General features: G+C 58.5%; 15 protein-coding genes and 3 tRNA genes. 12 read left to right on the top strand and 6 right to left on the bottom strand.

The features are described 5' to 3' along the window. Positions 1–89: 89 nt before the first annotated feature. Both RlegSU303_RS09510 and RlegSU303_RS09505 read right to left on the bottom strand, forming a co-directional pair. Positions 90–1,247, bottom strand: a complete 1,158-nt coding sequence (locus RlegSU303_RS09510; RefSeq protein ID WP_231283750.1) for a Shedu immune nuclease family protein — start codon at positions 1,245–1,247, stop codon at positions 90–92. A 144-nt stretch (positions 1,248–1,391) separates the two neighbouring features. Continuing rightward, complete coding sequence (locus RlegSU303_RS09505; protein WP_231283749.1) at positions 1,392–1,892, bottom strand: hypothetical protein; 501 nt, start codon at positions 1,890–1,892, stop codon at positions 1,392–1,394. Positions 1,893–2,113: 221 nt separating this feature from the next. Here RlegSU303_RS09505 and RlegSU303_RS09500 point away from each other — a divergent pair, with 221 nt between their 5' ends. The 7 genes from RlegSU303_RS09500 (at position 2,114) to RlegSU303_RS09470 (ending at position 15,195) form a co-directional block, all read left to right on the top strand. After that, a complete protein-coding gene (locus RlegSU303_RS09500) occupies positions 2,114–5,113 on the top strand; it encodes a BPTD_3080 family restriction endonuclease (RefSeq protein WP_231283748.1) in 3,000 nt (999 codons plus the stop codon). After that, positions 5,106–6,029, top strand: coding sequence for a hypothetical protein (locus RlegSU303_RS09495; protein ID WP_231283747.1), 924 nt, complete (start codon positions 5,106–5,108; stop codon positions 6,027–6,029). The genes RlegSU303_RS09500 and RlegSU303_RS09495 overlap by 8 nt, the downstream gene beginning before the upstream one ends. Positions 6,030–6,033: 4 nt before the next feature. Continuing rightward, positions 6,034–8,997, top strand: a complete 2,964-nt coding sequence (locus RlegSU303_RS09490) for a site-specific DNA-methyltransferase (RefSeq protein ID WP_231283746.1) — start codon at positions 6,034–6,036, stop codon at positions 8,995–8,997. 2 nt (positions 8,998–8,999) lie between these two features. Then, positions 9,000–9,821, top strand: a complete 822-nt coding sequence (locus RlegSU303_RS09485) for a hypothetical protein (protein WP_231283745.1) — start codon at positions 9,000–9,002, stop codon at positions 9,819–9,821. A gap of 42 nt (positions 9,822–9,863) precedes the next feature. Beyond that, complete coding sequence (locus tag RlegSU303_RS09480) at positions 9,864–10,196, top strand: hypothetical protein (protein WP_231283744.1); 333 nt, start codon at positions 9,864–9,866, stop codon at positions 10,194–10,196. Between the two features lie 9 nt (positions 10,197–10,205). Then, positions 10,206–12,263: a 3'-5' exonuclease gene (locus RlegSU303_RS09475; RefSeq protein ID WP_231283743.1), complete on the top strand. Its 2,058-nt coding sequence runs from the start codon at positions 10,206–10,208 to the stop codon at positions 12,261–12,263. 1,732 nt (positions 12,264–13,995) lie between these two features. Next, a complete protein-coding gene (locus RlegSU303_RS09470; RefSeq protein WP_231283742.1) occupies positions 13,996–15,195 on the top strand; it encodes a tyrosine-type recombinase/integrase in 1,200 nt (399 codons plus the stop codon). A 260-nt stretch (positions 15,196–15,455) separates the two neighbouring features. Here RlegSU303_RS09470 and RlegSU303_RS09465 read toward each other — a convergent pair whose 3' ends face one another. Together RlegSU303_RS09465 and RlegSU303_RS09460 are read right to left on the bottom strand one after the other, a co-directional pair. Next, positions 15,456–15,944 carry a DUF192 domain-containing protein gene (locus RlegSU303_RS09465; RefSeq protein WP_131629417.1) on the bottom strand — a complete coding sequence of 163 codons (489 nt, stop codon included), beginning with the start codon at positions 15,942–15,944 and terminating at the stop codon, positions 15,456–15,458. 2 nt (positions 15,945–15,946) lie between these two features. After that, a complete protein-coding gene (locus tag RlegSU303_RS09460; protein WP_012757289.1) occupies positions 15,947–16,525 on the bottom strand; it encodes a cold-shock protein in 579 nt (192 codons plus the stop codon). Positions 16,526–16,720: 195 nt separating this feature from the next. Between RlegSU303_RS09460 and gloA the strand changes: the two genes are divergently transcribed. The 5 genes from gloA (at position 16,721) to RlegSU303_RS09435 (ending at position 19,137) form a co-directional block, all read left to right on the top strand. Next, positions 16,721–17,161, top strand: a complete 441-nt coding sequence (gloA, locus tag RlegSU303_RS09455; RefSeq protein WP_012757288.1) for a lactoylglutathione lyase — start codon at positions 16,721–16,723, stop codon at positions 17,159–17,161. A 174-nt stretch (positions 17,162–17,335) separates the two neighbouring features. Beyond that, on the top strand, positions 17,336–18,394 hold the full coding sequence (locus RlegSU303_RS09450) for a D-Ala-D-Ala carboxypeptidase family metallohydrolase (RefSeq protein WP_373423255.1): 1,059 nt from the start codon (positions 17,336–17,338) through the stop codon (positions 18,392–18,394). Between the two features lie 197 nt (positions 18,395–18,591). Next, positions 18,592–18,666, top strand: a tRNA-Glu gene (locus RlegSU303_RS09445). Positions 18,667–18,740: 74 nt separating this feature from the next. Then, positions 18,741–18,815, top strand: a tRNA-Glu gene (locus RlegSU303_RS09440). A 247-nt stretch (positions 18,816–19,062) separates the two neighbouring features. Then, positions 19,063–19,137: transfer RNA gene (locus tag RlegSU303_RS09435), tRNA-Glu, on the top strand. A gap of 49 nt (positions 19,138–19,186) precedes the next feature. Here the strand turns inward: RlegSU303_RS09435 and recJ are convergent. Beyond that, entirely contained in the window at positions 19,187–20,989 is a 1,803-nt protein-coding gene (gene recJ, locus RlegSU303_RS09430) for a single-stranded-DNA-specific exonuclease RecJ (protein ID WP_131644039.1), read from the bottom strand. A gap of 80 nt (positions 20,990–21,069) precedes the next feature. Then, entirely contained in the window at positions 21,070–21,315 is a 246-nt protein-coding gene (locus RlegSU303_RS09425) for a hypothetical protein (RefSeq protein WP_017993873.1), read from the bottom strand. Positions 21,316–21,361: the final 46 nt, after the last annotated feature.

Here is a 21,361-nt window from a genome sequence, read left to right as displayed (position 1 = left end):
GAACCTACGGTTTGTCACTTAAAGATACCCGCCCTGAACGAGCAGTTCCTCCGCGAGCTGGGGTTCGAGTGGCGGAACGTCATACGGTATCAGTCTCTGGTAATGAACCGCGCACGGTCGAGTAATTCATCGAATGTTACGATATCCAGATTTCGAGTGTCGCGCCGAAAAAGCTCGAAAGTGTCGCGTCTAACCCCGGCGTCGCGAGCGCTTCCATCGCCTTCGATGTCGCGACGACGCCCAATGACCAAGATCGCTTTCGGATCGCGGGTTCTCGTGGTGTGACGACGATTACCGGACTTGTCATAGTTCTGCCCCGTCTGCGCCTGTACCAACCATTCGGCCTTCTGCTCGAGTACCTGCGAGATAGCGTCCATGAACTCGTTGCTGAACCTCCACGTGCCAGCGCGTCCGGACCGGCGTTGTTGGAAGATCGGAGTGTCGGGACGCTTGATCTCTACGAGGACGGAGTAGTCGTTGAAGTTCATAAGATAATCGACCGTCGGCCTGTCGCGATCATCTGTTCCCCCTGCGCCGACTACCATTTCACGGTCGAACGGCCGCATGATCCTGTAGTCCAGACCGTAACCAAAGACCCAACTCTGACGTTCAAAGAAGTCTTGCCAGCTTGCTTCCGCCCACAGGTCCGCCCCGAGCTGTCGTTCGAACTCCTCGAGACCTTGCCTACGCCCAAGAAGTAGGTTGATTTCGGTCTGGCTTAGGTCCGCCTGTATGCCACGAAGGAGACGTTCCCGCTGCTTGTGATCCAGATCCTTGATCCGGGCAAGAAGCGCCTCGTCTGAGGCGTCGGTGATAATCTTCGAACCGTGGCCGACGGAGATGTCGCGGATATCGAACCGGCCCTCGTTCGACCGATCGATGAAACGGATGCTTTCCAAAAACGAAACGAGTTTTGCGAATTCGCCGGACCTGAAAGTGAACGAATGCTCGTCGTATCCCCGATACCAGTCGCCGGTTCGACTTTGGAACGTCTGCAACGTGACGCGCCGTATGCCGCCATCATCCTGACTGACGAGCGCCGTCACTTGCGTTTTTCTCTTCTCGCCCGTCAGGCGCAGGCACAAAGCACCTTCGATCTCCCCGAGCAGGACTTGACCGGTTCCTTCAAGAACCCAGCGAATATTGCGACGTCGTTCGGGATTTATCGATCCATGCGTGAAGACAGAGGTCAGGTAGGTTCTGCCCTCTTTCCGGAGCTCGAAGAATTTCACATCATCGTCGTTCATTCCGGACATCCGCAGGCTGTGAGACGGGTCGAACTAGATCATGCTGGGCCTATTTCTACAACCTGTAGGGACGCTTCGCCAGAAAAGACGTAGGAACTGCAGAAGGGACAGTGAGTGTCCATTAGTTGCGAAAATAAATGACGATTACGCGGCCAATTGCCCGTGCCGCTCTAGGAGCCGCATCAAAACCGCATTGGCGTGAGTGAAATTCGAGAGTTGGTCGCGGAGCAGATAAGCCCACTTCTCGCCGTGGAAAAGGTTGTTGCGGAACCGCCAAACGATAATCATTACGGTGAGAAGCCGATCACGCGGATCTTTGTTGCTGCCGTCAAGCACCGACTTGACGAGGGGTTGATCTGCGGGTCGCAAGTTCAGGTGCGGAAAGTGGTGAGTGAAGGTGCCGTTGGCAAAATAGTGCTGCCGGAAATAAGCCAGCTCCGGTGCGTACTGATCGGCATCGAGCGTGCCCGCTTCATGCCACTCGTCGGCTTTCGTGTAGATCAAGTCGGCGCGCGCGAAGTTGCCCATGACCTGGGACTCGAACAGGCTCCATAGGAATGTGAAGCTAAAGATCGCGGCGCGATCCGCTTCCGGCAATTCGTGAAAACCTGGCGCTTTTGCCAAAAGCCATTGCATACTCATCATCTTACGCCTGCTTTTGTGTTGGTGATGACGCTATTCAATACTAAAGGGCATTCCCATCAATACGGGGCAGCTCTGAGAAGTTGGTTATCGTGAAGGACTTCTTTCACACTTGCATGCGGACTTCTCGCATTCAAATTCCCACTGGTCGTCGCCCCGTATCAACGTTACGAGTTGCAACCGAGACACCACAATCGAAATCGACGTTCTCGGGGGCGTTAGTAGTGAGCAGCTTTTACGAACGTCCTATTCTTAATTCACCCTACCGCGCCCCGGAATTCCATCATCCGCTGGATAAGAACGGTCAGCCTCTCGACGGCGAGCCCCGGCAAGGTCGTCGCGCCTCCCGATTCATTGTCCCAGTTCCGGCATCTCGTAAGAAGGCGGCGGCATCCCAGGCGTCCCTGGATCTGGAGTCGTACAATGAGAACGCGTTGATCAACGCGATCCGGGGACATCTCGACACTTGGCGTAAGCTACATAATCCGGCCGATTGGGGGGTAACGGCAGCGACGCAGCGACTGCTGGAGCATTGGCGGACGCACCAGTTCAACGGGCCGAAGCCGTTCTTCTGCCAGGTTGAAGCAGTCGAGACGATCATCTGGTTGACAGAGGTGGCCCCCAAGCGAGCCGCCACGAAGACCTTCGTCAATGACATTGCTGCCGCCAATGCGGAAGCCAATCCAGCGCTATTCCGGCTGGCGATGAAGATGGCGACGGGCAGCGGCAAGACCACTGTGATGGCGATGCTGATCGCTTGGCAGACAGTGAATGCTGTCCGACGCGCCTCGAAAGATTTTTCGCGCGCCTTTCTCATCATCGCGCCGGGCATCACCATCCGCGACCGGCTACGGGTTCTCCTGCCCAGCGAAGCGGACAATTACTACGAGACCCGCGAAATCGTGCCGCCAGAGATGCTGCCGGACATTCGCCGGGCCGAGATCGTCATCACAAACTACCACGCGTTCCAGCACCGCGAGACGCTTGCGCTGCCCAAGGTTGCCCGCAGCTTCTTACAGGGTAATTCGCCGGAGCCGGTGAAGACCACCGAAACGGATGCCGACATGCTCAAGCGGGCGTGCGAAAAACTGCTGAACTTCGACCGCGTCAATGTAATCAACGACGAAGCGCATCACTGCTATCGCCACAAGGTGGATGGAGACGCCGAAGGCCCCCTGACTGGGGATGATAAGAAAGAGGCAGCCGAGAACGAGGAGGCAGCGCGTCTTTGGATTAATGGTATCGAAGCCCTCGACCGAAAGCTGTCGAAGGGTGTTCGCGCTGTCTACGATCTTTCCGCGACGCCATTCTTCCTGAAAGGATCGGGATATCCGGAAGGCTTTTTGTTTCCGTGGGTCGTTTCCGACTTCAGCCTGATCGACGCGATCGAATGTGGCATCGTGAAACTTCCGCGCGTTCCAGTGACGGACAATCTCGTGCAGACCGACTCCGTGATTTACCGCGATCTCTGGAAACACATCGGAAAGGACCTTCCCAAAACCGCAGCCGGCGCGAACAAGCTCAGCCCGTTCGACCTTCCCAACCAGCTCAGGACTGCCCTGACTGCCCTCTACAGTCATTACGAGGGCGAGTTCGATCGCTGGAAACGCGAAGGAATTGAGGTTCCGCCGGTCTTCATCGTGGTCTGCCAGAACACCGCAATCTCCAAGCTCGTATTCGAATGGATCGCAGGATTCGAGCGAGGCGACGCCGAAGAGGGCGAACGCGCTGCCTTCCATGCAGGACATCTCGAACTGTTCCGGAACTATGATGAAAACGGCGCTAGGTTGCCACGCCCGCGCACACTGCTCATCGACTCGCGCCAGATCGAATCCGGGGATGCGCTGGACAAAGGATTCCACGAGGCCGCCAAGGCGGAGATCGAGCAGTTCAGGCGCGAGATGGCGGACCGGGAAGGCGCCGGCAGCATCGGTGCCGCGACAGACGAGAGCGCACTGCTGCGTGAGGTGATGAACACCGTCGGCCGTCCCGGCCGTCTCGGCGAGCAAATCCGCTGCGTCGTATCGGTGTCGATGTTGACGGAAGGGTGGGACACGAACACCGTCACCCACATCTTGGGCGTGCGCGCCTTCGGCACGCAGCTCCTCTGCGAGCAAGTGGTCGGTCGGGGGCTGCGCCGCCAGTCCTACGAGCTGAACCCGCGCACTGGCCTGTTCGACGTCGAGTACGCCGATATCATGGGCATTCCCTTCGACTTCGCATCTGCTCCACAGGTTGCAAAGCCGACGAAGCCGAAACCCGTGACCCGCGTGCACGCGATCAAAGAGCGGGCAAGCCTTGAGATCGTTTTCCCGCGCGTCAGCGGTTACCGGCGCGAACTGCCATCAGAGAAGCTGGAAGCCGTCTTCAACGACGACAGCCGCCTGGTAATAACGCCTGAAGACATTGGACCGACCTCGGTCGTCATGGAAGGCATTGTCGGTGCCGGCGTTACGATTACGCCGGCCGTTCTCGAGCGTCTGCGACCATCGGAGATCAGCTTTAACCTTGCGAAGCACCTTCTCTACACGCATTTCCGTGACGATGACGGCTTTCCTAAACAACATCTCTTTCCGCAAATCCAACGGCTGGCGCGCCGGTGGCTGGACGAGGGTTACCTCGTCACGAAGGGCGTACCGGTTGGGGCGATCCTCTACCAAGACCAGCTTACCCGCGCAGCGGAGAAGATTGACATTGCGCTCACGCGCGGCGGCGAAGGTCGAATCCTTGCGGTCCTGGATCCGTATAATCCCAAGGGGTCCACGCGGCACGTAAACTTCATCACATCAAAGCCATGCTGGACGACTGGGGCTCGGCCTGCAAAGAGCCACATCAGCCACGTCGTCCTCGATTCAACCTGGGAGGAACAGCTCGCGCTGACGCTGGAAGGGCACCCGCGCGCTGTGGCCTATGCCAAGAACCAGGCGATGGGCTTCGAAATTCCATATCTCGATGGCGGCGTCTTGCGCCGCTACGTCCCGGATTTCCTTGTGCGGCTCGATGACGGCGGCGGGGAACCGCTCAATATCATCCTGGAGGTCAAGGGCATTCGCGATGAAGCTGACAAGGCGAAGGCTCAGACGACTCGAGACCTTTGGGTGAAGGGTGTCAATGCCCTCGGTGGCTTCGGTCGCTGGGAGTTTGCTGAGTTTCGGGACTGGACGGTGATGGAGGACGACTTCTCCGCGCTCGTCGTAAGGTTGCTGGAGGCGAAGAATGGTTGAACGAAAGCCTTATGCGGCGACAAACGATAACTTGATCGTACATGGGCTTGCGCCGACTATGCGATTTCTAATCGCCGTTGCCTTGGATGGTTCAACGATGACCTACGGAGAACTTGGCGCGAAGCTCGAAAACGAGGCAGGCTTCTCCACTATCTTTAGGACGCGCCTCGGTTTTGTCGTCGGCTCCCTGATGGGCAAGATCCAAAAGGTCGAGCCGACCGCTCCTCTAATCAACGTCCTTGCGGTCAACCAAAAGGATCGACAGCCCAGCAAGGGCGCCGGCTCGTTTATGGCACGCCGCTTTAAAGAGAAGCGTCTTGATCGCGACGACGCCAAGAAGCGCTCCCCAAGCCTTTGGCAGCACAGTTTCGAGCGAGCAGCGGGCGAAGTCTACAAGGTTTCCGCAGGCGATTGGGCTGATCTTTACCGGAGGGTCTTCGGGACATCTCTTGATGAGCGCGCGATTGAGAATGAGCGCGACGACCGCAAGCGAGGTACCGAAAAGGACGGTATCCAGACCGGTCGAAACTATGGCAGCGGTGGCGAGGGACCGTATCACAAGGCCCTTCGGCTGTGGATCAAGGACAATCCCGGATTGGTCGACAACGCCTTCGCTCTGGCGACGACTGACACTGAAGTTGATCTGGACTCTGGTGACAGGATCGATGTGGTTTACAAGCTGATCGATCGCACCATCGTGGTCGAGGTCAAGTCCCGTATTTCTAACGACGTAGATTTGCGACGCGGCGTATATCAATGCGTCAAGTATCGCGCGGTGCGGCAAGCCATGGATGTTCGCGAGGCCACACCTGTCGAGGCGCTACTCGTCACCGAGAACGAACTGCCCGGCGAGATCGCCGCTTTGGTAAAGCTTCACGGAATCCGACATTTTATGGCTCCCCTGGAGCGAGGTTGACCTAATGGCCCGTACACCCAAATCCCCCCACATCATCGATGCGCTGAAGCATGCTGGCGCCAGCCGCATCAACATTCCAACGGCGGAGATGGAGAGCTTCTTTCGGCGTGACGAGGACACCTCGCCGATGCCGCCGAAGCACTATGCGCGGGCGCGGCCGCTTGCCCCTGGCACGACACGGACGGAGGAGGAGCCGGGCAGGCCCGAGTTTATCTGGAACGGTGCGACTATCACCATCTCCGACGAGCAGATGCAGGAGCTGGCCGAGACGGGGCGGCTCACGCTCTCGGACGCGCAACTCGTCTGGCGTGGCAAGGATCGGCAGGACTGGTCCGACCTCGTCGTCAACGTGCCGCCGCTCTACATTCAGGAGAAGATCCATCCCAAAGCGATCATCGATGACCTGAAGCGCCGGACGGCAGCGAACAGGGAGGCGCAGACCGACGCGCCAGACCTCTTCGCCGACTTCAACGGCATCGAGCCCGACCAGCGCGCGGAGTTTTACCAGCACGATCAGCACTGGTCGAATCGCATGATCCTTGGCGACAGCCTGCAGGTGATGGCGAGCCTGGCCGAGCGCGAGAGCCTGCGCGGCAAGGTGCAATGCATCTTCTTTGACCCGCCCTACGGCATCAAGTTCAACTCGAACTGGCAGGTCTCGACGCAGTCCCGTGACGTCAAAGACGGCAAACAAACCGACATCAGCCGAGAGCCTGAACAGGTAAAGGCTTTTCGCGACACTTGGAAGGACGGCATTCACTCGTACCTCACCTACCTGCGCGACCGCCTGACCGCGATGCGCGATCTGCTAACAGAGAGTGGGTCCATCTTTGTACAGATTGGCGCAGAGAACGCTCACCGAGTTCGTGCCATCATGGATGAGATTTTCGGAGAGGAGAACGTTGTCGTTGAGATCATGTTCGCTAAGACGAGCAGTTCTACAGGTGACCACATTGCCCCTACACTCGACCATATTCTTTGGTATGGGAAGCAAAAAGAAGCTTTGAAATTTCGACCATACTGGATGGAGAAACGCCCCGGCGAGAAGGGCGGCACAGGGTATCGAAACGCCCGTTCCATGTTTGGGGAGAGACGCGTACTCAGCGCAAAGGAATTATCGGGCGAAACTACGCTGCCGGATGGCTGGAAAGTTTACTTCCGCGACAATATCACAAGCCAAAGCATGGGACGTGCTAAAGGCGAAGGCGCTGCCTCATGGTTTCCCGTAGAGATCAACGGCGAGACAGTCAGGCCGTCCATGTCAGTTCGATGGAAGACAAACGAAATGGGAATGGGTCGCCTCGGTCGAGCCGGACGTATAGAGCTTAGCGGGAAGAACAATCTTGGCTACGTCCGATATCTTGATGACTTTCGCGCCTATTCGCTGTCAGACTTGTGGGGGGATACTGTAGGGCAGAATCAATTCGGCGGTGACAAGGTGTATGTCGTTCAGACGGCGCTGACCGTCGTACAGCGCTGTATCTTGATGGCCAGCGATCCTGGCGATCTTGTACTCGATCCAACATGTGGTTCGGGCACTACAGCTTATGTCGCCGAGCAGTGGGGCCGACGCTGGATCACGATGGATACGAGCCGGGTCGCGTTAGCGCTAGCACGTACGCGACTGATGGCGGCGCGCTATCCTTGGTATCTACTCGCCGACAGCCGCGAAGGACGGACAAAGGAGACGGCACTAACCCAGCGCCCGCAGCCGGACACGCCGATTCGCAACGATATCCGCCAAGGATTCGTATACGAGCGCGTGCCGCACATCACGCTGAAGTCGATTGCTAGCAACCCCTTGATCGACGACATCTGGGAAAAGTGGCAGGCGGTGCTTGAGCCGCGTCGTGCGGAATTGAACCAGCTTGTCGGCAAGGACTGGCAGGAATGGGAGGTCCCGCCAGAACCAGAGAGGTCGTGGTCCGACAATGTTCGAGGTGTCCACAATGCCTGGTGGGAAGCCCGAATCGCCCGACAGACCGAGATCGACGCCTCAATCGCTGCGCGAGCCGAGGTCGAATATCTCTACGACAAGCCCTATGCCGACAGCAATCGCGTCCGCGTCGCCGGGCCTTTCACCGTGGAAAGCCTTTCGCCTCATCGCGTGCTGCCGGCGAGCGAGGAGGAACTGGTCGCTGACGTCGAGGCCGCAGAAGGCCAGCGTTCTGCTGCTGACGCAGATTTGGCTGGACAGGACTTCGCGGCGATTGTCATCGACTATCTCAGGACGGAGGGTGTCAAGCAGCAGGATAGGGTTGACCGCATCACCTTCGATAGCCTGACGCCCTGGCCAGGCGGCAAGTTCATTGGGGCGAGCGGCACCTTCATCGAGGGCGAGAACGGACCGGAACGCCGCGCCGCGATCCTCATTGGTCCGGAATACGGCACGGTTGGGCGGCAGGATATCGTCGCCGCCGCGCGCGAGGCGGTCGATGGCCGATTCGACGTGCTGATTGCCTGCGCATTCAACTTCGACGCCCATTCGTCGGAACTCGGGAGCCTGGGCAGCCTGCGAATTCTCAAGGCCCGCATAAACCCCGACATGCACATGTCGGAGGAGCTGAAGAACACTGGGCGCGGCAACATGTTTGTCGTCTTCGGCGAGCCGGACGTAGACATTCTCGACGACGGTGGGCCGCAGATCCGCGTCAAGGTGAACGGCGTCGACGTGTTCGACCCCAACACCGGCGACATCCGCTCGAACGACACCGCCGGCATTGCCGCCTGGTTCGTCGACACGGACTACAATGAGGAAAGCTTCTTCGTCCGCCACGCCTACTTTCTCGGCGCCAACGACCCCTACAAGAGCCTGCGTACGGCGCTCAAGGCTGATATCGACGAGGACGCCTGGGCAACGCTTTATTCGGACACGTCACGCCCGTTCGAACGCCCGGCAACGGGGAAGATTGCGGTGAAGGTCATCAACCATTTCGGGGATGAAGTGATGAAGGTGTTCGGGGTTTGAACATGAAGATCGCAAAGCCGCTCAATATGGTCCAAACAACCTTCAACGAACTTTGCGCGAAGGGCGGCGGCATCGGCGGAGGCCCAGCACGATCAAAAGTCCAGCAACTCCTTCACGACGGCAGTAAGAAGCTGAACAAGTTCGCGTTCGATGAAATCACAGACCAATTGGCCAAGTTTCCTGATCGCGACCCGTGGCACGTCTGCTTCGCCGTCGGCCTAGGATGGGGGCATCTAGCCCAGATACACGACGACTTTACAGACCACGCGACGAAGGTCCTTTCAAAACTTGATGCTACGTCACTTGGCAAGGCGAAGACATTTCACCTTGAGCGCGGTCCGACCCCAATCGAACAGTCTCTCACTGGCGGCTATGCGATGTTTCAAAAGGTCAGGTTGCCCAAAGATTTGCCAGATGATCTTGCGAGCTATGGCCGCGCGCAAGAGCGTTGGCTCCAGCCGATACTGTCAAAAACAGAAGAGCGGCCGCGCTACATAGGCAGTTGGAATGCGACAGCAATGTTTATGGTGGCATTGTTCTCGGAGCCTGCCCTGGCTTCCACGCTTAAGAACCGGGAAGTCATGCTTCCGCCAGGAGGACCGATTTATATGGGTCTCGCGCTGCTACACCAGGCGAAGTTGTTGTCTCAAAAACCTGCGGGCAACGCACTTGACGACGAGGCATTCGAGCCGGGCGCCATCTACGAAAATAACGCCCTGATGCACGAACTCCTCAAGGGTAAATCGGATTGGAGTATACTGGACGTGCATAGTGGCCTCTATATGCTCGGAACTCGTCACAACCTTTCTGATCAATGGGCCTAGCGGAATATGCAGCGGGAAAACTTCAATCACGGATTTAGTGCCATGGCCTGGAAGAAGGCAAAGGACGAGGCCCTAACCATTCTCAGGCAAAGAGCGAAGCGCTGCGACCCGATCACCTACTCAGAACTGGCAAGTAAGATTTCGGCGGTCCAGATGGAGCCGCACGACCCTCGGCTCGCCCACTTTCTTGGCGAAATTTCCACTGATGAGCACGAAGGCGGACGACCACTTATCACCGCGCTGGTCGTTCACAAGCACGATCTGCAACCGGGCAAGGGCTTCTTCGACCTTTCGCGATCGCTCGGATATTCCTTTATTGATGAGATCGAATTCTGGAGTGAACAGCTCGACCGGCTGCGCGCACAATGGAAGTGAGGTGGTGACGTGAACTTCCTGATTGCAGAGACATTCACGGCCTCGTTCAACCGACTATCAAGCGTGGATCAGAAGGCAGTCAAGGCGAGTGTGTTTGATTTGCAGATGGATCCGTCCGGCAATGGGCTGCAGCTCCATCGCATTGACAACAGCAAGGATCCGAACTTCTGGTCGGCTCGTGTCAATCGGGACTTAAGGCTGATCGTCCACAGGACGAGAGACAGCGTGTTGGTCGCCTATGTCGACCATCACGACGCGGCTTATGCGTGGGCAGAGCGCCGGCGTATTGAGGCGCATCCGCGGACTGGCGCGATACAAATCGTCGAAGTGCGCGAGCGCGTCGAGGACGTAGCACCGCCGGCGACGTTCGATTTCGCCTTTCCGGAGCCCGCGAGGCAACCGAAGACGGTTTCTCCGTCTCCGTCCCTGTTCGCATCTCTCGATGACGATGCGCTTCTTTCAGCGGGTGTCCCGCAAGACTGGCTCGCGGATGTCCGCGGCGCCAACGAGGATGTCTTCTTCGCGCTTGCAGCGCACCTCCCGGCGGAGGCCTCAGAAGCGCTGCTCGAATATGCGGCGACTGGAACATTGCCGGCGCCGACCCTTGCCGCCGCAGACCCGTTCTCCCACCCAGATGCGCTGCGCAGGATTCGTCCGATTGCTGACCAGGATGAACTGGAGCAGGCACTCGCCTTTCCCTGGGAGAAATGGGGTGTTTTCCTCCATCCCTCGCAACGGGCGCTGGTTGACCAAACCTTCGCGGGACCTGCCCGCGTAGCGGGCTCGGCCGGGACAGGTAAAACGATCGTCGCGATCCATCGTGCGGTCCGGCTGGCCCGGCAGAACCCGAATGCTCGGATCCTGTTGGCAAGTTTCTCGCAGCCCCTCGCTGATTCGATGGCCAAAAAGCTTCTCGTGCTCGCGCCGGAGACTGGCGGCATCGTACCTCGCATCACAACTGCCTCGTTTCGCGGGATCGCGGAGCAGATGCATCAGCTAGAACATGGCGTCCGCCCGCGGATTGCGTCAGAACCGATGCTGAGGGAACGGCTCCACGATGCCGCGAGCAGAACCGATCTGAAGGGGTTTTCGGATCGCTTCCTTCTGTCGGAATGGACCAATGTGATCGACGCCTGGGGGATCACGTCGCCGGAGGCCTATGCGACCGTTCAGAGAATGGGGCGGAAAAGTCGACTGGGTCCGAATCAGCGGGAGCGGCTCTGGCCCGTGTTTGCGTCGGTACGCGCTTCTTTATCGTCTGAGCGATACACCACCTGGTCTGAGGTCTTTACAAGTGTTGCTGGTTCAATCCTCGACCGCAGGTCGAAACCATTCGACCACATCATCATCGACGAGGCACAGGATCTTGCGCCAGCCGAGCTCCGATTTTTTGCAGCTCTAGCTCCAGCCACTACGGATGCCATTTTTCTATCTGGCGATGTCGGCCAGCGCATCTTCCAGCACCCCTTCTCGTGGGCTGGGCTGGGCATTGACGTTCGCGGCAGGTCGCATACGCTCAAGGTCTGCTATCGCACTTCGCAGCAGATCCGGCGGGCCGCTGACAAGCTTTTGCCCAACATTCTACGGGACACCGATGGGCTTGAGGACGAGCGAAGAGGTATCGTCTCCGTTTTCTCAGGCCCGCCGCCGGAGATCAGAACCTTCGAGAGTGAGCGCGAGGAAGCCGACAACGTGCGCGCGACAATCGGAGCCTGGCTGGCCGAAGGTATCGCCGCTCATGAGATTGGCGTCTTCGTACGGACACCGCAATTGATCCCGCGTGCCCGAGCAAGCGTGCCTGGAATTGATGAGGCTGCCGGCGTTGCCACGTCGCCGATGAGCCTGGCGAAAGGTCTGGAATTTCGCGCCGTAGTCGTAATGGCCTGTGATGAAGGAATTCTACCTTTCGACGAACGCGTAGCGGATGCCGCCGACGAGGCAGAGCTTGACGACGTATACGAGACGGAACGGCGGCTGCTCTACGTAGCGTGCACCCGCGCGCGAGAACATCTGGTTCTTACCGGCCTGCGGCCAGGGTCCGAGTATCTCGTCGACTTCAGTGAGTAGCGGCCGCAGTCTCGTAGCGGGATGTGAAATCGTTGGCGCACCGCCACGGTGCGCGACTGCTACCTACGGAATGATGGCGCCTAAGCTTGGAACGAGCTACTATGCCGACGTCTTGGCTCTATTCTTGAGGCTTGTGAAATGGCTGCCAACGAAGGGGATGATGTCCCGCACGTCCCCGCCGACAGACCGGCACTCGGGTCCGATGCGAAGCGTGACGGCAATCGTGCGGATATGGTATCGCGAGAGGACTCAGCTCGTGCGGAACGGGCTAAGCCACGAAAGCTCGTGACACAGGGCCGGCCGCGTGAAGCCCTCAAAAAGCGCACGACCTGACGGTCAACATTCCTGATGATTTTGAAGTAAGGAATGGCGATTATGCTCCGTGTACCGATATTGCGGGCATATCTGCTTGCCTTGTCTCCGCCACACTGTCCGCGATCAGCTCGTCGATGTCCTCCACTGTCAGTGTTTCTCTCTCGAACAGTTCGGTAGCGATCCTACCAAGTAGGGCAGAATGTTCGATCAATATGGCAGTAGCGCGGGATATTGCTGGTCAAGGATTCGGTTGACATCTTCACGGAGCGCGTTCGGCAGCCTTTTCGCACGAGCAGCACGCTGATGTCCTGCGCTACGTCCGCAAACACGTCTTCGCGGTGGTGACCGTGCCAAGCGCTAGAATCTGCCCCTGGCCCGGATCCCGACGCACTGCCACTCGAACCAGGTCCGTGACTACTACGTCGTCCGGGCGCTGGCGAAATGACGCGCCGCATCTTGACGCAGACCACTCCGTATCCGGCGGTGTCTAGGCGGGCAAGGATCGAAGAGCCCCCCAATAAGGCGTCGCGCAAAAGATTCGGGCATCATCCGACAGACCGCCAGCTCCAGATGCGGGGATGTAGGCGACCACGAGTTATCAACCAAAAGGTGTCTTTTAAGATTGCAGGTCGCGAACCTCAGGGGAAAACTATGCGGTGTTTCGAGCTCTCTTGCTTCTGGATGCCAGCACCACCGACGAATCCTTAGTTTGAGCACTTTGCTCACGGCCTGACCAAAATACTCATGCTGTGAGCAAAATGAAGCATCAATCTAAGGACGTACAATTAACTCAGCAAGGATTCAATTGGCATGCGGTGAACACGCGTCAAAGGTGTGTCGTTGTCAACAATTATGAAATTGTTTCAAAGTGATAGCAGGAGGATTAGCTCCATAGGGCTAGTTTACATTTCATGACCTTTTGCACATCCTGGAGATGCACATTTGGCGCCTGCGGTTGTCAGCGGTAGCCATGCATTACAACGAAAACAATTCGGAGGTTGACCGTGACAAACGGCTTCGATGATGGGAAGTCCGTGCCTACACGGCACGACGCGACGAGTGGTGTAGCGCGACCGCTCGATAGTGAAAAGGAATGGACACCTGCCAACCTGGTTGCAGCAATAGCCGCTATTCAATCCATTCTCTTGCGTTTGGGAATTCCGCCTGCTGGAGCAGCCGGCAGTTTGTCTCTTGAACGCCAATCGGCGGATCTGGATGCTCCGATTACGCTTCGGCAAGCAGTCTGCCTGGCCGAACTCGGAGGCACTCTAGGCTCCACAAATGATCATCCCAGCCCCTCACTCAGCATCAACGTCAAGGTCCTGAGAGGAGCCATTCGCAGACGGGAAATGATTCCCATAACGATCAATCGACGCCTCTTTTTATCGAAACGTATAGTCAAGGAGTGGATAGAATCATGCCGCGACGTAAAAAGGAACCACATCTCTTGCTCAGAAAAGTCAGATACGACCGCCGAGGTCGTGTCACGCACCAGTCAACCTGGATCATTCGGGATGGTGAAAGACACGTTGCCACAGGATGCGGTGTCGATGATTTTGCGGCGGCTGAGCTGAAGCTTCATGACTACAACATAGCAAAGCATGCCGCAAAATCACTGACCGGACCAAACCAAGCAAATCATGTCCTTATAGCGGACCTCATTGCGTATTATCTCAAGCGCAAAGAGGACTGGATCGCAGGCATGCCTCCGGAAAGAAAGAGAGCGCTTCTTGTCCAAATAGGACGATTGAACGCATTCTGGGGCGGCAAGAACGTTGCTGAGATTAATGAAGAATCGTCACTCAAATACCAGAGGGGCCGAAACAAACATTCGGTAAGGTCCGAACTCGAAGTATTGCGAGCCGTTATAAATTTTGGCGAAAAGAAAGGAAAAGTGGATAAGGGAGGCAGATCACTTGACTATGCTATGCCCGCTAAAGCCAAATCCCGCGTTACGTTCTACACGCGGCGTGAAATCGCGCTGTTGGTTCTTTCCGCGTACCGACGCAAAGACACGGTTCATATAGCCCGGTTCATTCTTACAGGACTTTATACAGGAACTCGCTCGGAAAGGATCGAACGCGCGAGCTACATCAGGGAGCCGGGCCGCCCGTGGGTTGATCTCGAAAACGGTGTATTCTATCGCCGGGCCGACGGCGAGATGACACCGGCCAACAAGCGAGCAGATCCGGTTCGCATTCCCCGCCCTCTCCTCATGCACATGCGACGATGGCACAAAGGCGCTCCTGGCCGTCCGGGATCGCGTTATGTTGTTGAGTATCGTGGACGACCAGTATCTCCAAGAAAGGGCTTCTATACTCTTAAGGGAAAAATTTTCGACAAGGAGCGACGAAGAGAAGTCAATCGCCATACTCTGCGACACACCTGCGCGACGTGGTTGATGCAGGCCGGCGTTTCAATTTCTCTTGTGGCAAAATACCTGTCTGCAACAGAGAAGATTATCGAAGAGGTATATGGTCACCATCATCCGGATTTTCATAGCGAAGCAGACCATGCGTTCTCGAGAGGAAAAGCTGGCCGAATGGACGAGCAGAGCCGTCAAAAGCGCCCAGGCCAGTCACGTATAGACAGCACTGATGATGAAGATCCCGCATGAGCACCGCCGCCGAAATGCCACCGTTTACCGTGGACAGAAAGAGAACGCCTTCGCACAAATGATACCTCCTCTTCTATCAACGCCCATCTTTTCCGCAATTTCTCTGGCCAATGGCAATAGAACCCTCGTTTGGGGCGTCCGGGTCGTTGGTTTGGGACCAGAGGGTCGGGAGTTCGAATCTCTCCACTCCGACCATTCAAATATCCCGATATTGTTGAATTCCTTGACCGCCGCAGCGTAGCTTGCGGTCGTGCGCGCCGTTACTTCGCCTTCTTGGTCGTCGTGGCGCTGACGATCCTGTCGCCGGGCTTGATTCCGAGTTTGGCAACGATTCCGGCGTTGAGTTCGACGACGTATTTCACCGGAACCATCGAATCGATGATGTCGCGCGAATAGGGCACCGCCTTTTCCTTGATGTGGCGGATCGTGCCGGTGTCGTCGGCAAACAGCATGTCGAGCGGCAGGATGGTGTTTTCCATCCACATGGTGACGCGCCGCGGCTGGTCGAAATCGAAGATCATGCCGGCATCGTCGGCCATCGTCTTGCGAAACATCAGGCCGTGGGCGCGCTGATCCGGGGTCGAGGCGATTTCGACGGTGAAATGCAGCACCTTGCCCGCAGCGGTCTGGATCAGCAGCGGCTCCTTGTCGAACCGCATCTGCTCGTCAGCCAAGGCCGGCAGCGCGACCATGAAAAAAAGCGCCAGGATGGCGCTTCTGATAGCATCAAATAGGATTAGGCCGCGCATATTCAGTGCGACCGGCTTGCCGGGCTCGGAACGTCGGGGTGGATCTCTGCGGCCATCAGGCCCTTTTCGCCGTCGCCGAAGCGGACGAGAACCACCTGGCCGGGGCGGAGCTCCGTCAGGCCGAAGCGGCGCAGCGTCTCCATGTGCACGAAGATATCTTCGGTGCCCTCGCCGCGCGTCAGGAAGCCGAAACCCTTGGTGCGGTTGAACCACTTGACCAGCGCACGCTCGAGGCCACTTGTCGCGGTGACCTGCACATGGGTGCGCACCGGCGGCAGCTGCGAGGGATGAACCGCGGTCGACTGGTCCATCGAGAGGATCTTGAAAGCCTGATAGCCGCGCTCACGGCGCTGGATGAGGGCGACGATGCGCGTTCCCTCGAGGATCGTCTGGTAACCGTCTCTGCGCAGGCAGGTCACGTGCAGGAGAACATCCTGCATGCCGTTGTCGGGCACGATGAAGCCGAAACCCTTGGCGACGTCGAACCACTTGACGACGCCGGTGATTTCAACAAGATCGACCGCCTCTCCTGATAGCTCGTCGAGATCGGAGTATTCGTTCGATGAAATCCTGTCAGCCATTGTCGCCAGCCCCTCGAATACGCGTCACACTGTTACGGTTAACTGATTCTTGAAATCAAGATTAACATCTTGGTAACGGATAAGCGCAAGTCCTAGTTTTCGGTTATTCCCAGGTGCACATTTTATAAAGATGACTTGCCCGAAGCTGACCTCGGCTCGCCGAAAAAAGCTAGCCCCAATAAAGGAGTAAATAGAATGCGTTATCTTCATACAATGGTGCGCGTCAAAGACCTCGACGCCTCACTCACCTTTTACACCACGCTGTTCGGGCTGGAGGAGATTCGCCGCCACGAAAACGAGAAGGGCCGCTTCACCCTGGTTTTCCTGGCTGCTCGCGACGATCTCGACCGTGCGCGCAGCGAAAAAGCCCCCTGCCTCGAGCTGACCTACAATTGGGACACGGAAGATTATAGCGGAGGACGCAATTTCGGCCACCTCGCTTATGAGGTCGACGATATTTACGCGACCTGCCAGAATCTGATGGACAACGGCATCACCATCAACCGGCCGCCGCGCGACGGCAACATGGCCTTCGTGCGCTCGCCCGACGGCATCTCGATCGAAATCCTGCAGAAGGGCAGCCCACTTCCGGCCGCCGAACCCTGGGCCTCGATGGGCAATACCGGCGCCTGGTAAGGTTTTTGCCGCAAGGCTTTTGCGAAGCTTGCGGCTTTTTCGATTTCGGGTCCGGCCGGCGCCTCGGCGCTTGCCGCGATCCGACGCCGCAGGCAATCTCCTGACGACTCGAAGCGGACGAGAAGCGTTTTTCGCTTATTTTCCGGATCAACTGGAGACTGTCGCTTGCATAAGATGCAGATGCGGATGCCCGTGACGGGCGCTTTGCTGATCGCCACCTCGGTGCTGGCACTGTCCGGCTGCGCGTCGGACAAGAAGGCGCTCGATTCGGCGGCGGTGGTTCCGGCTGTGCCGGCCGCAGCACCGCAGCTGGCCACGGCAGCGCCCGCAAGCCCTGCCCCACGTTCGGTCTATAGCGATCCCCGGCTCGTCAACGTCTCCGGCGTCCAGGGCGCGCCTCAGGTCGTGGCACAAGATCCGAATGCAGCCGTCCCGCCCGCCGGCTCGGCAACGGCGGCGCCTGCCAATATCGGCGGGCTCGTCTTGCAGTCGACCCGGATCAATGCGCAGGCGATGAGCATCTTTTCCGATCACCAGCCGGCGCCGCAGAACAACAGCACGTCCACCGTCATTCAGCCGCAGGCCTATGTGCCGGTGGAAGGTGCAGCACCGGCGCGAAGCAGCGTCTACAGCCAGCCGCCCGTGCCCCAACAGCCGGCGGAGCCGGTGCTGCCGCAGCAATCCTCGCAGAATAACAGCACGCAGCTTGCACCCGTGCAGACAGCGTCGTTGGCGACGGGCAGCATTCCGACCTCGACGATGAACGCGCTCTACAGCGCGCCGAAGCAGAACCTGCTCGGCAGCCTCTCGGGCCTGCTGCACAAGGCGGCCCTGCCCGGCATGACGCGTATCGCGCCGAACGGGCTGCATCTCCAGAACGAAAAGGTCGAGGTCGGCTGCTTCAAGCCCGACCTGCTGAAAGTGATCAAGATGGTCGAAAGTCATTTCGGCCGGCCTGTTATCGTCACCTCCGGCTATCGCGACGAAGAGCACAACCGCCTCGTCGGCGGCGCTGACGAATCGATGCACAAGAGCTGCGAGGCGGCCGACATCCAGATCGACGGCGTGACGAAATGGGATATCGCCGCCTATATCCGCTCCTTGCCGGACCGCGGCGGCGTCGGCACCTACTGCCACACGGATTCGGTTCACCTCGACACCGGCAAAACCCGTGACTGGAACTGGGGCTGCGGCGGCAAGCGCACACCGATAGCGACGGCAAGAGCGATCTGACGGCCGCGCGATTTCCGCATTACGTTACGGCAGCTGCACCTCGTCTCGTTAAAGAAACAGGCGGCAGCCTATTGATTCAGCTTCAATAATCAGCCTCTCGAACACACTCGGATTTCCTGTCATTTTTTTGAAAGAAAACCGCAATTCCGCTTGCGAGATTCAAAACGCCTGACTATAAGGGCGCCACCACGAAGGAAGCGCCCTTCGTCTATCGGTTAGGACACCAGATTTTCATTCTGGGAAGAGGGGTTCGACTCCCCTAGGGCGTACCACTTTCTCTCCATATAGAAGCCATCACTTCCGCTTGCAGAAGCCGGCGCGCGCTCCTATTTTAACGAGGCTGCCTGCGCCCTTCGTCTATCGGTTAGGACGACAGATTCTCATTCTGTAAAGAGGGGTTCAACTCCCCTAGGGCGTGCCATCCCGATGATAGGCCGTCGTCATTCAATCGACGTCGGCCGGCGCTATCAGTCCCCTTGAGGAGAACCCTTCTGGTTCGCGCGACGCCGCCCATTCTAGACCGCCGGTTTGATTTTTCTCCGCTCCGCCGTAGCCTGCGCCTCGATTTTCCACAGCGGCAAATAAATCGGCGAAAACGATGATTTTTTCGCGCCTTGGCGCTTGCGGCCTTCGAAGGTGCTGACTATAAGGGCGCCACCACGAAGGAAGCGCCCTTCGTCTATCGGTTAGGACACCAGATTTTCATTCTGGGAAGAGGGGTTCGACTCCCCTAGGGCGTACCACTTTCTCTCCCTTGACACTTCCCATCGTCAGCGCTCTTGCGCGACCACTCTATTTCGCCGGCGCTGCATCGCAGACGCGCAACTGGATGCGGCGTGTGCCCTGGTAATGGTCGGCACCGAGCGAACCGGCGACATGCAGGCTGGCGCCGCGTGAATTGACGAGAAGATTGCCGAGCGGCGTATCGGCGGCGCGGAAGGCGATGCCGTCGAGCCGCGATCCGTCCATGGCCTCCAGCGTCACCTTCACATGTTTCTCACCGACCAGGCGGGCGTCTCGCACCCTATGCGCCGGCACGGCAAAAAGCGGCTGTGCATGGCCGGAGCCGTAGGGGCCGGCGGCCTCCAGGCGATCGATGAGTTCGAGGGTAGCGCCGCTTGCGCCGATCGCGCCGTCGATCTTCAGCGTTTCGTTGGCGACGAGGCCGGCAACCGTTCTTGCGGCCTTCTCCGTGAAGAAGGTCCTTAGCCTGCCAAGATCGGCGCGCTCGACCGTCAGACCCGCGGCCATGGCGTGGCCGCCGCCCTTGACGAGCAGCCCCTCGTCAACCGCAGCCCGCACCATCCTGCCCATATCGAATCCGTTGATCGAGCGGCCCGAGCCGGTGCCGCGGCCGGAGGGATCGAAGGCAATCGCGAAAGCGGGCCGTTTGAATTTTTCCTTCAGCCGCGCCGCAATCAGCCCGACGATACCGGGATGCCATTTCTCATGGGCGGTAACGATGACGGAGGCGCCCTCGCCGTCGCCATATTCGGCAAGCGCCTCGGCTTCGGCCTCCTGCAGCATGATCGCCTCCATCGCCTGGCGTTCGCGGTTGAGCTCGTCAAGGCGCTGCGCGATCACATCAGCCTCTCCGGCGTCATCAAGCGTCAGCAGCCGGCTGCCGAGCGCCGCGTCGCCGATCCGCCCGCCGGCATTGATGCGCGGGCCGATCAGGAAGCCGAAGTGATAGGGTGTCACCGGGCCGGCGAGCCCCGCCTTGCGGAAGAGCGCTGCCAGTCCTGCATTGCTCTGGTGGCGGGCAGCGACGAGGCCCTTCACCACATAGGCCCGGTTGAGGCCCTTCAGCGGCACGACATCGCAGACCGTCGCAAGTGCGACGATATCCAGCCATTGCAGCAGGTCGATCGCCAGGATGCGCTTGTTGCCGGCCGCGCGCAGCAGCCGGAGCGCCGCGACCAGCACCATGAAGACGACGCCGGCGGCGCAAAGATGCCCCTGCCCCGAGAGATCGTCCTCGCGGTTCGGGTTGACCAGCGCATGACAGGGCGGCAGCTCATGTGTCACCTGGTGGTGATCGATGACGACGACATCGATATTGCGCGCGGCAGCGGCGGCCAGCGCCTCGTGGCTGGTGGAGCCGCAATCGACGGTAACGATCAGCTGAGCGCCATTGTCGACCAACTGATTGATCGCCGCCGGATTGGGGCCGTAACCTTCGAAGACGCGGTCGGGAATATAGATGGTCGCCCTGACGCCGAAATGGCTGAGAAAACGAAACATCAGCGCCGAGGAGGCGGCACCGTCGACGTCGTAGTCGCCGAAGATCGCGACGCTCTCGCCGCGCTCGATCGCGCGCAGGAGGCGGGTCGCGGCCTTTTCGCAGTCGGTCAGCTTATGGGGATCGGGCATCAGGCTGCGGATCGTCGGATCGAGGAATTCGATCGCCTCGTCCACCGTCACGCCGCGCCCGGCAAGCACCCGGGCGATCAGATCCGGCAGTCCGTGGATCTGCGACATGGCCAGCGCGCGGTTCTGCCCTGCCTGGTCGAGCCGCGCCACCCAGCGATTGTCGAGCGCGGATTTCTCCACGCCGAGAAACGCGCGCTGTACCGGATCGACGAGATCTGCCATGCCACACTCCGCTGACTTCATCTGCTCTTTCTACAGGAGCAGCGGAGATAACATAGCGATGGATTTGCAGACACGGGTTTTTACCAAAACACCGCCCAGATGATCATGGCGATGCCGGCGAACTGCACCAGCAGGAACGAAAACAGCGTCAGCAGAATGGCCCAGTTACGGCCTTCCGTATTTTCCTCGTCATCCGCCTCATCAGAGACCTCTTCAGGAATTTCACGGTAGGCCGGCTTGAGGATTTCCTCAGGCATATCAGGAGGGTTCGGCGGCACATCGCTCGGGTAGCCATACCCCTTCCCGGCGTGGCTGTCCTTGCTCATGAAATTCTCCACCCAGACGACTCACCATCTTAGGTTTAGTTATATC

It is taken from the genome of Rhizobium sp. SU303, assembly GCF_021052345.1.
GTDB classification, from domain to species: Bacteria; Pseudomonadota; Alphaproteobacteria; order Rhizobiales; family Rhizobiaceae; genus Rhizobium; species Rhizobium laguerreae.
Note: the sequence above shows the minus strand (reverse complement) of the source record. Positions and strands in the feature narration are given on the sequence as shown.

Coding starts and splice junctions, on each gene's coding strand:
- RlegSU303_RS09495 (WP_231283747.1), top strand. CDS start 5,106: ATGGTTGAACGAAAGCCTTATGCGGCGACAAACGATAACTTGATCGTA.
- RlegSU303_RS09460 (WP_012757289.1), bottom strand. CDS start 16,525: ATGGCTGACAGGATTTCATCGAACGAATACTCCGATCTCGACGAGCTA.
- RlegSU303_RS09480 (WP_231283744.1), top strand. CDS start 9,864: ATGGCCTGGAAGAAGGCAAAGGACGAGGCCCTAACCATTCTCAGGCAA.
- RlegSU303_RS09490 (WP_231283746.1), top strand. CDS start 6,034: ATGGCCCGTACACCCAAATCCCCCCACATCATCGATGCGCTGAAGCAT.
- RlegSU303_RS09505 (WP_231283749.1), bottom strand. CDS start 1,892: ATGATGAGTATGCAATGGCTTTTGGCAAAAGCGCCAGGTTTTCACGAA.
- recJ (WP_131644039.1), bottom strand. CDS start 20,989: ATGGCAGATCTCGTCGATCCGGTACAGCGCGCGTTTCTCGGCGTGGAG.
- RlegSU303_RS09450 (WP_373423255.1), top strand. CDS start 17,336: ATGCAGATGCGGATGCCCGTGACGGGCGCTTTGCTGATCGCCACCTCG.
- RlegSU303_RS09465 (WP_131629417.1), bottom strand. CDS start 15,944: ATGCGCGGCCTAATCCTATTTGATGCTATCAGAAGCGCCATCCTGGCG.
- gloA (WP_012757288.1), top strand. CDS start 16,721: ATGCGTTATCTTCATACAATGGTGCGCGTCAAAGACCTCGACGCCTCA.
- RlegSU303_RS09470 (WP_231283742.1), top strand. CDS start 13,996: ATGCCGCGACGTAAAAAGGAACCACATCTCTTGCTCAGAAAAGTCAGA.
- RlegSU303_RS09510 (WP_231283750.1), bottom strand. CDS start 1,247: ATGAACGACGATGATGTGAAATTCTTCGAGCTCCGGAAAGAGGGCAGA.
- RlegSU303_RS09425 (WP_017993873.1), bottom strand. CDS start 21,315: ATGAGCAAGGACAGCCACGCCGGGAAGGGGTATGGCTACCCGAGCGAT.
- RlegSU303_RS09485 (WP_231283745.1), top strand. CDS start 9,000: ATGAAGATCGCAAAGCCGCTCAATATGGTCCAAACAACCTTCAACGAA.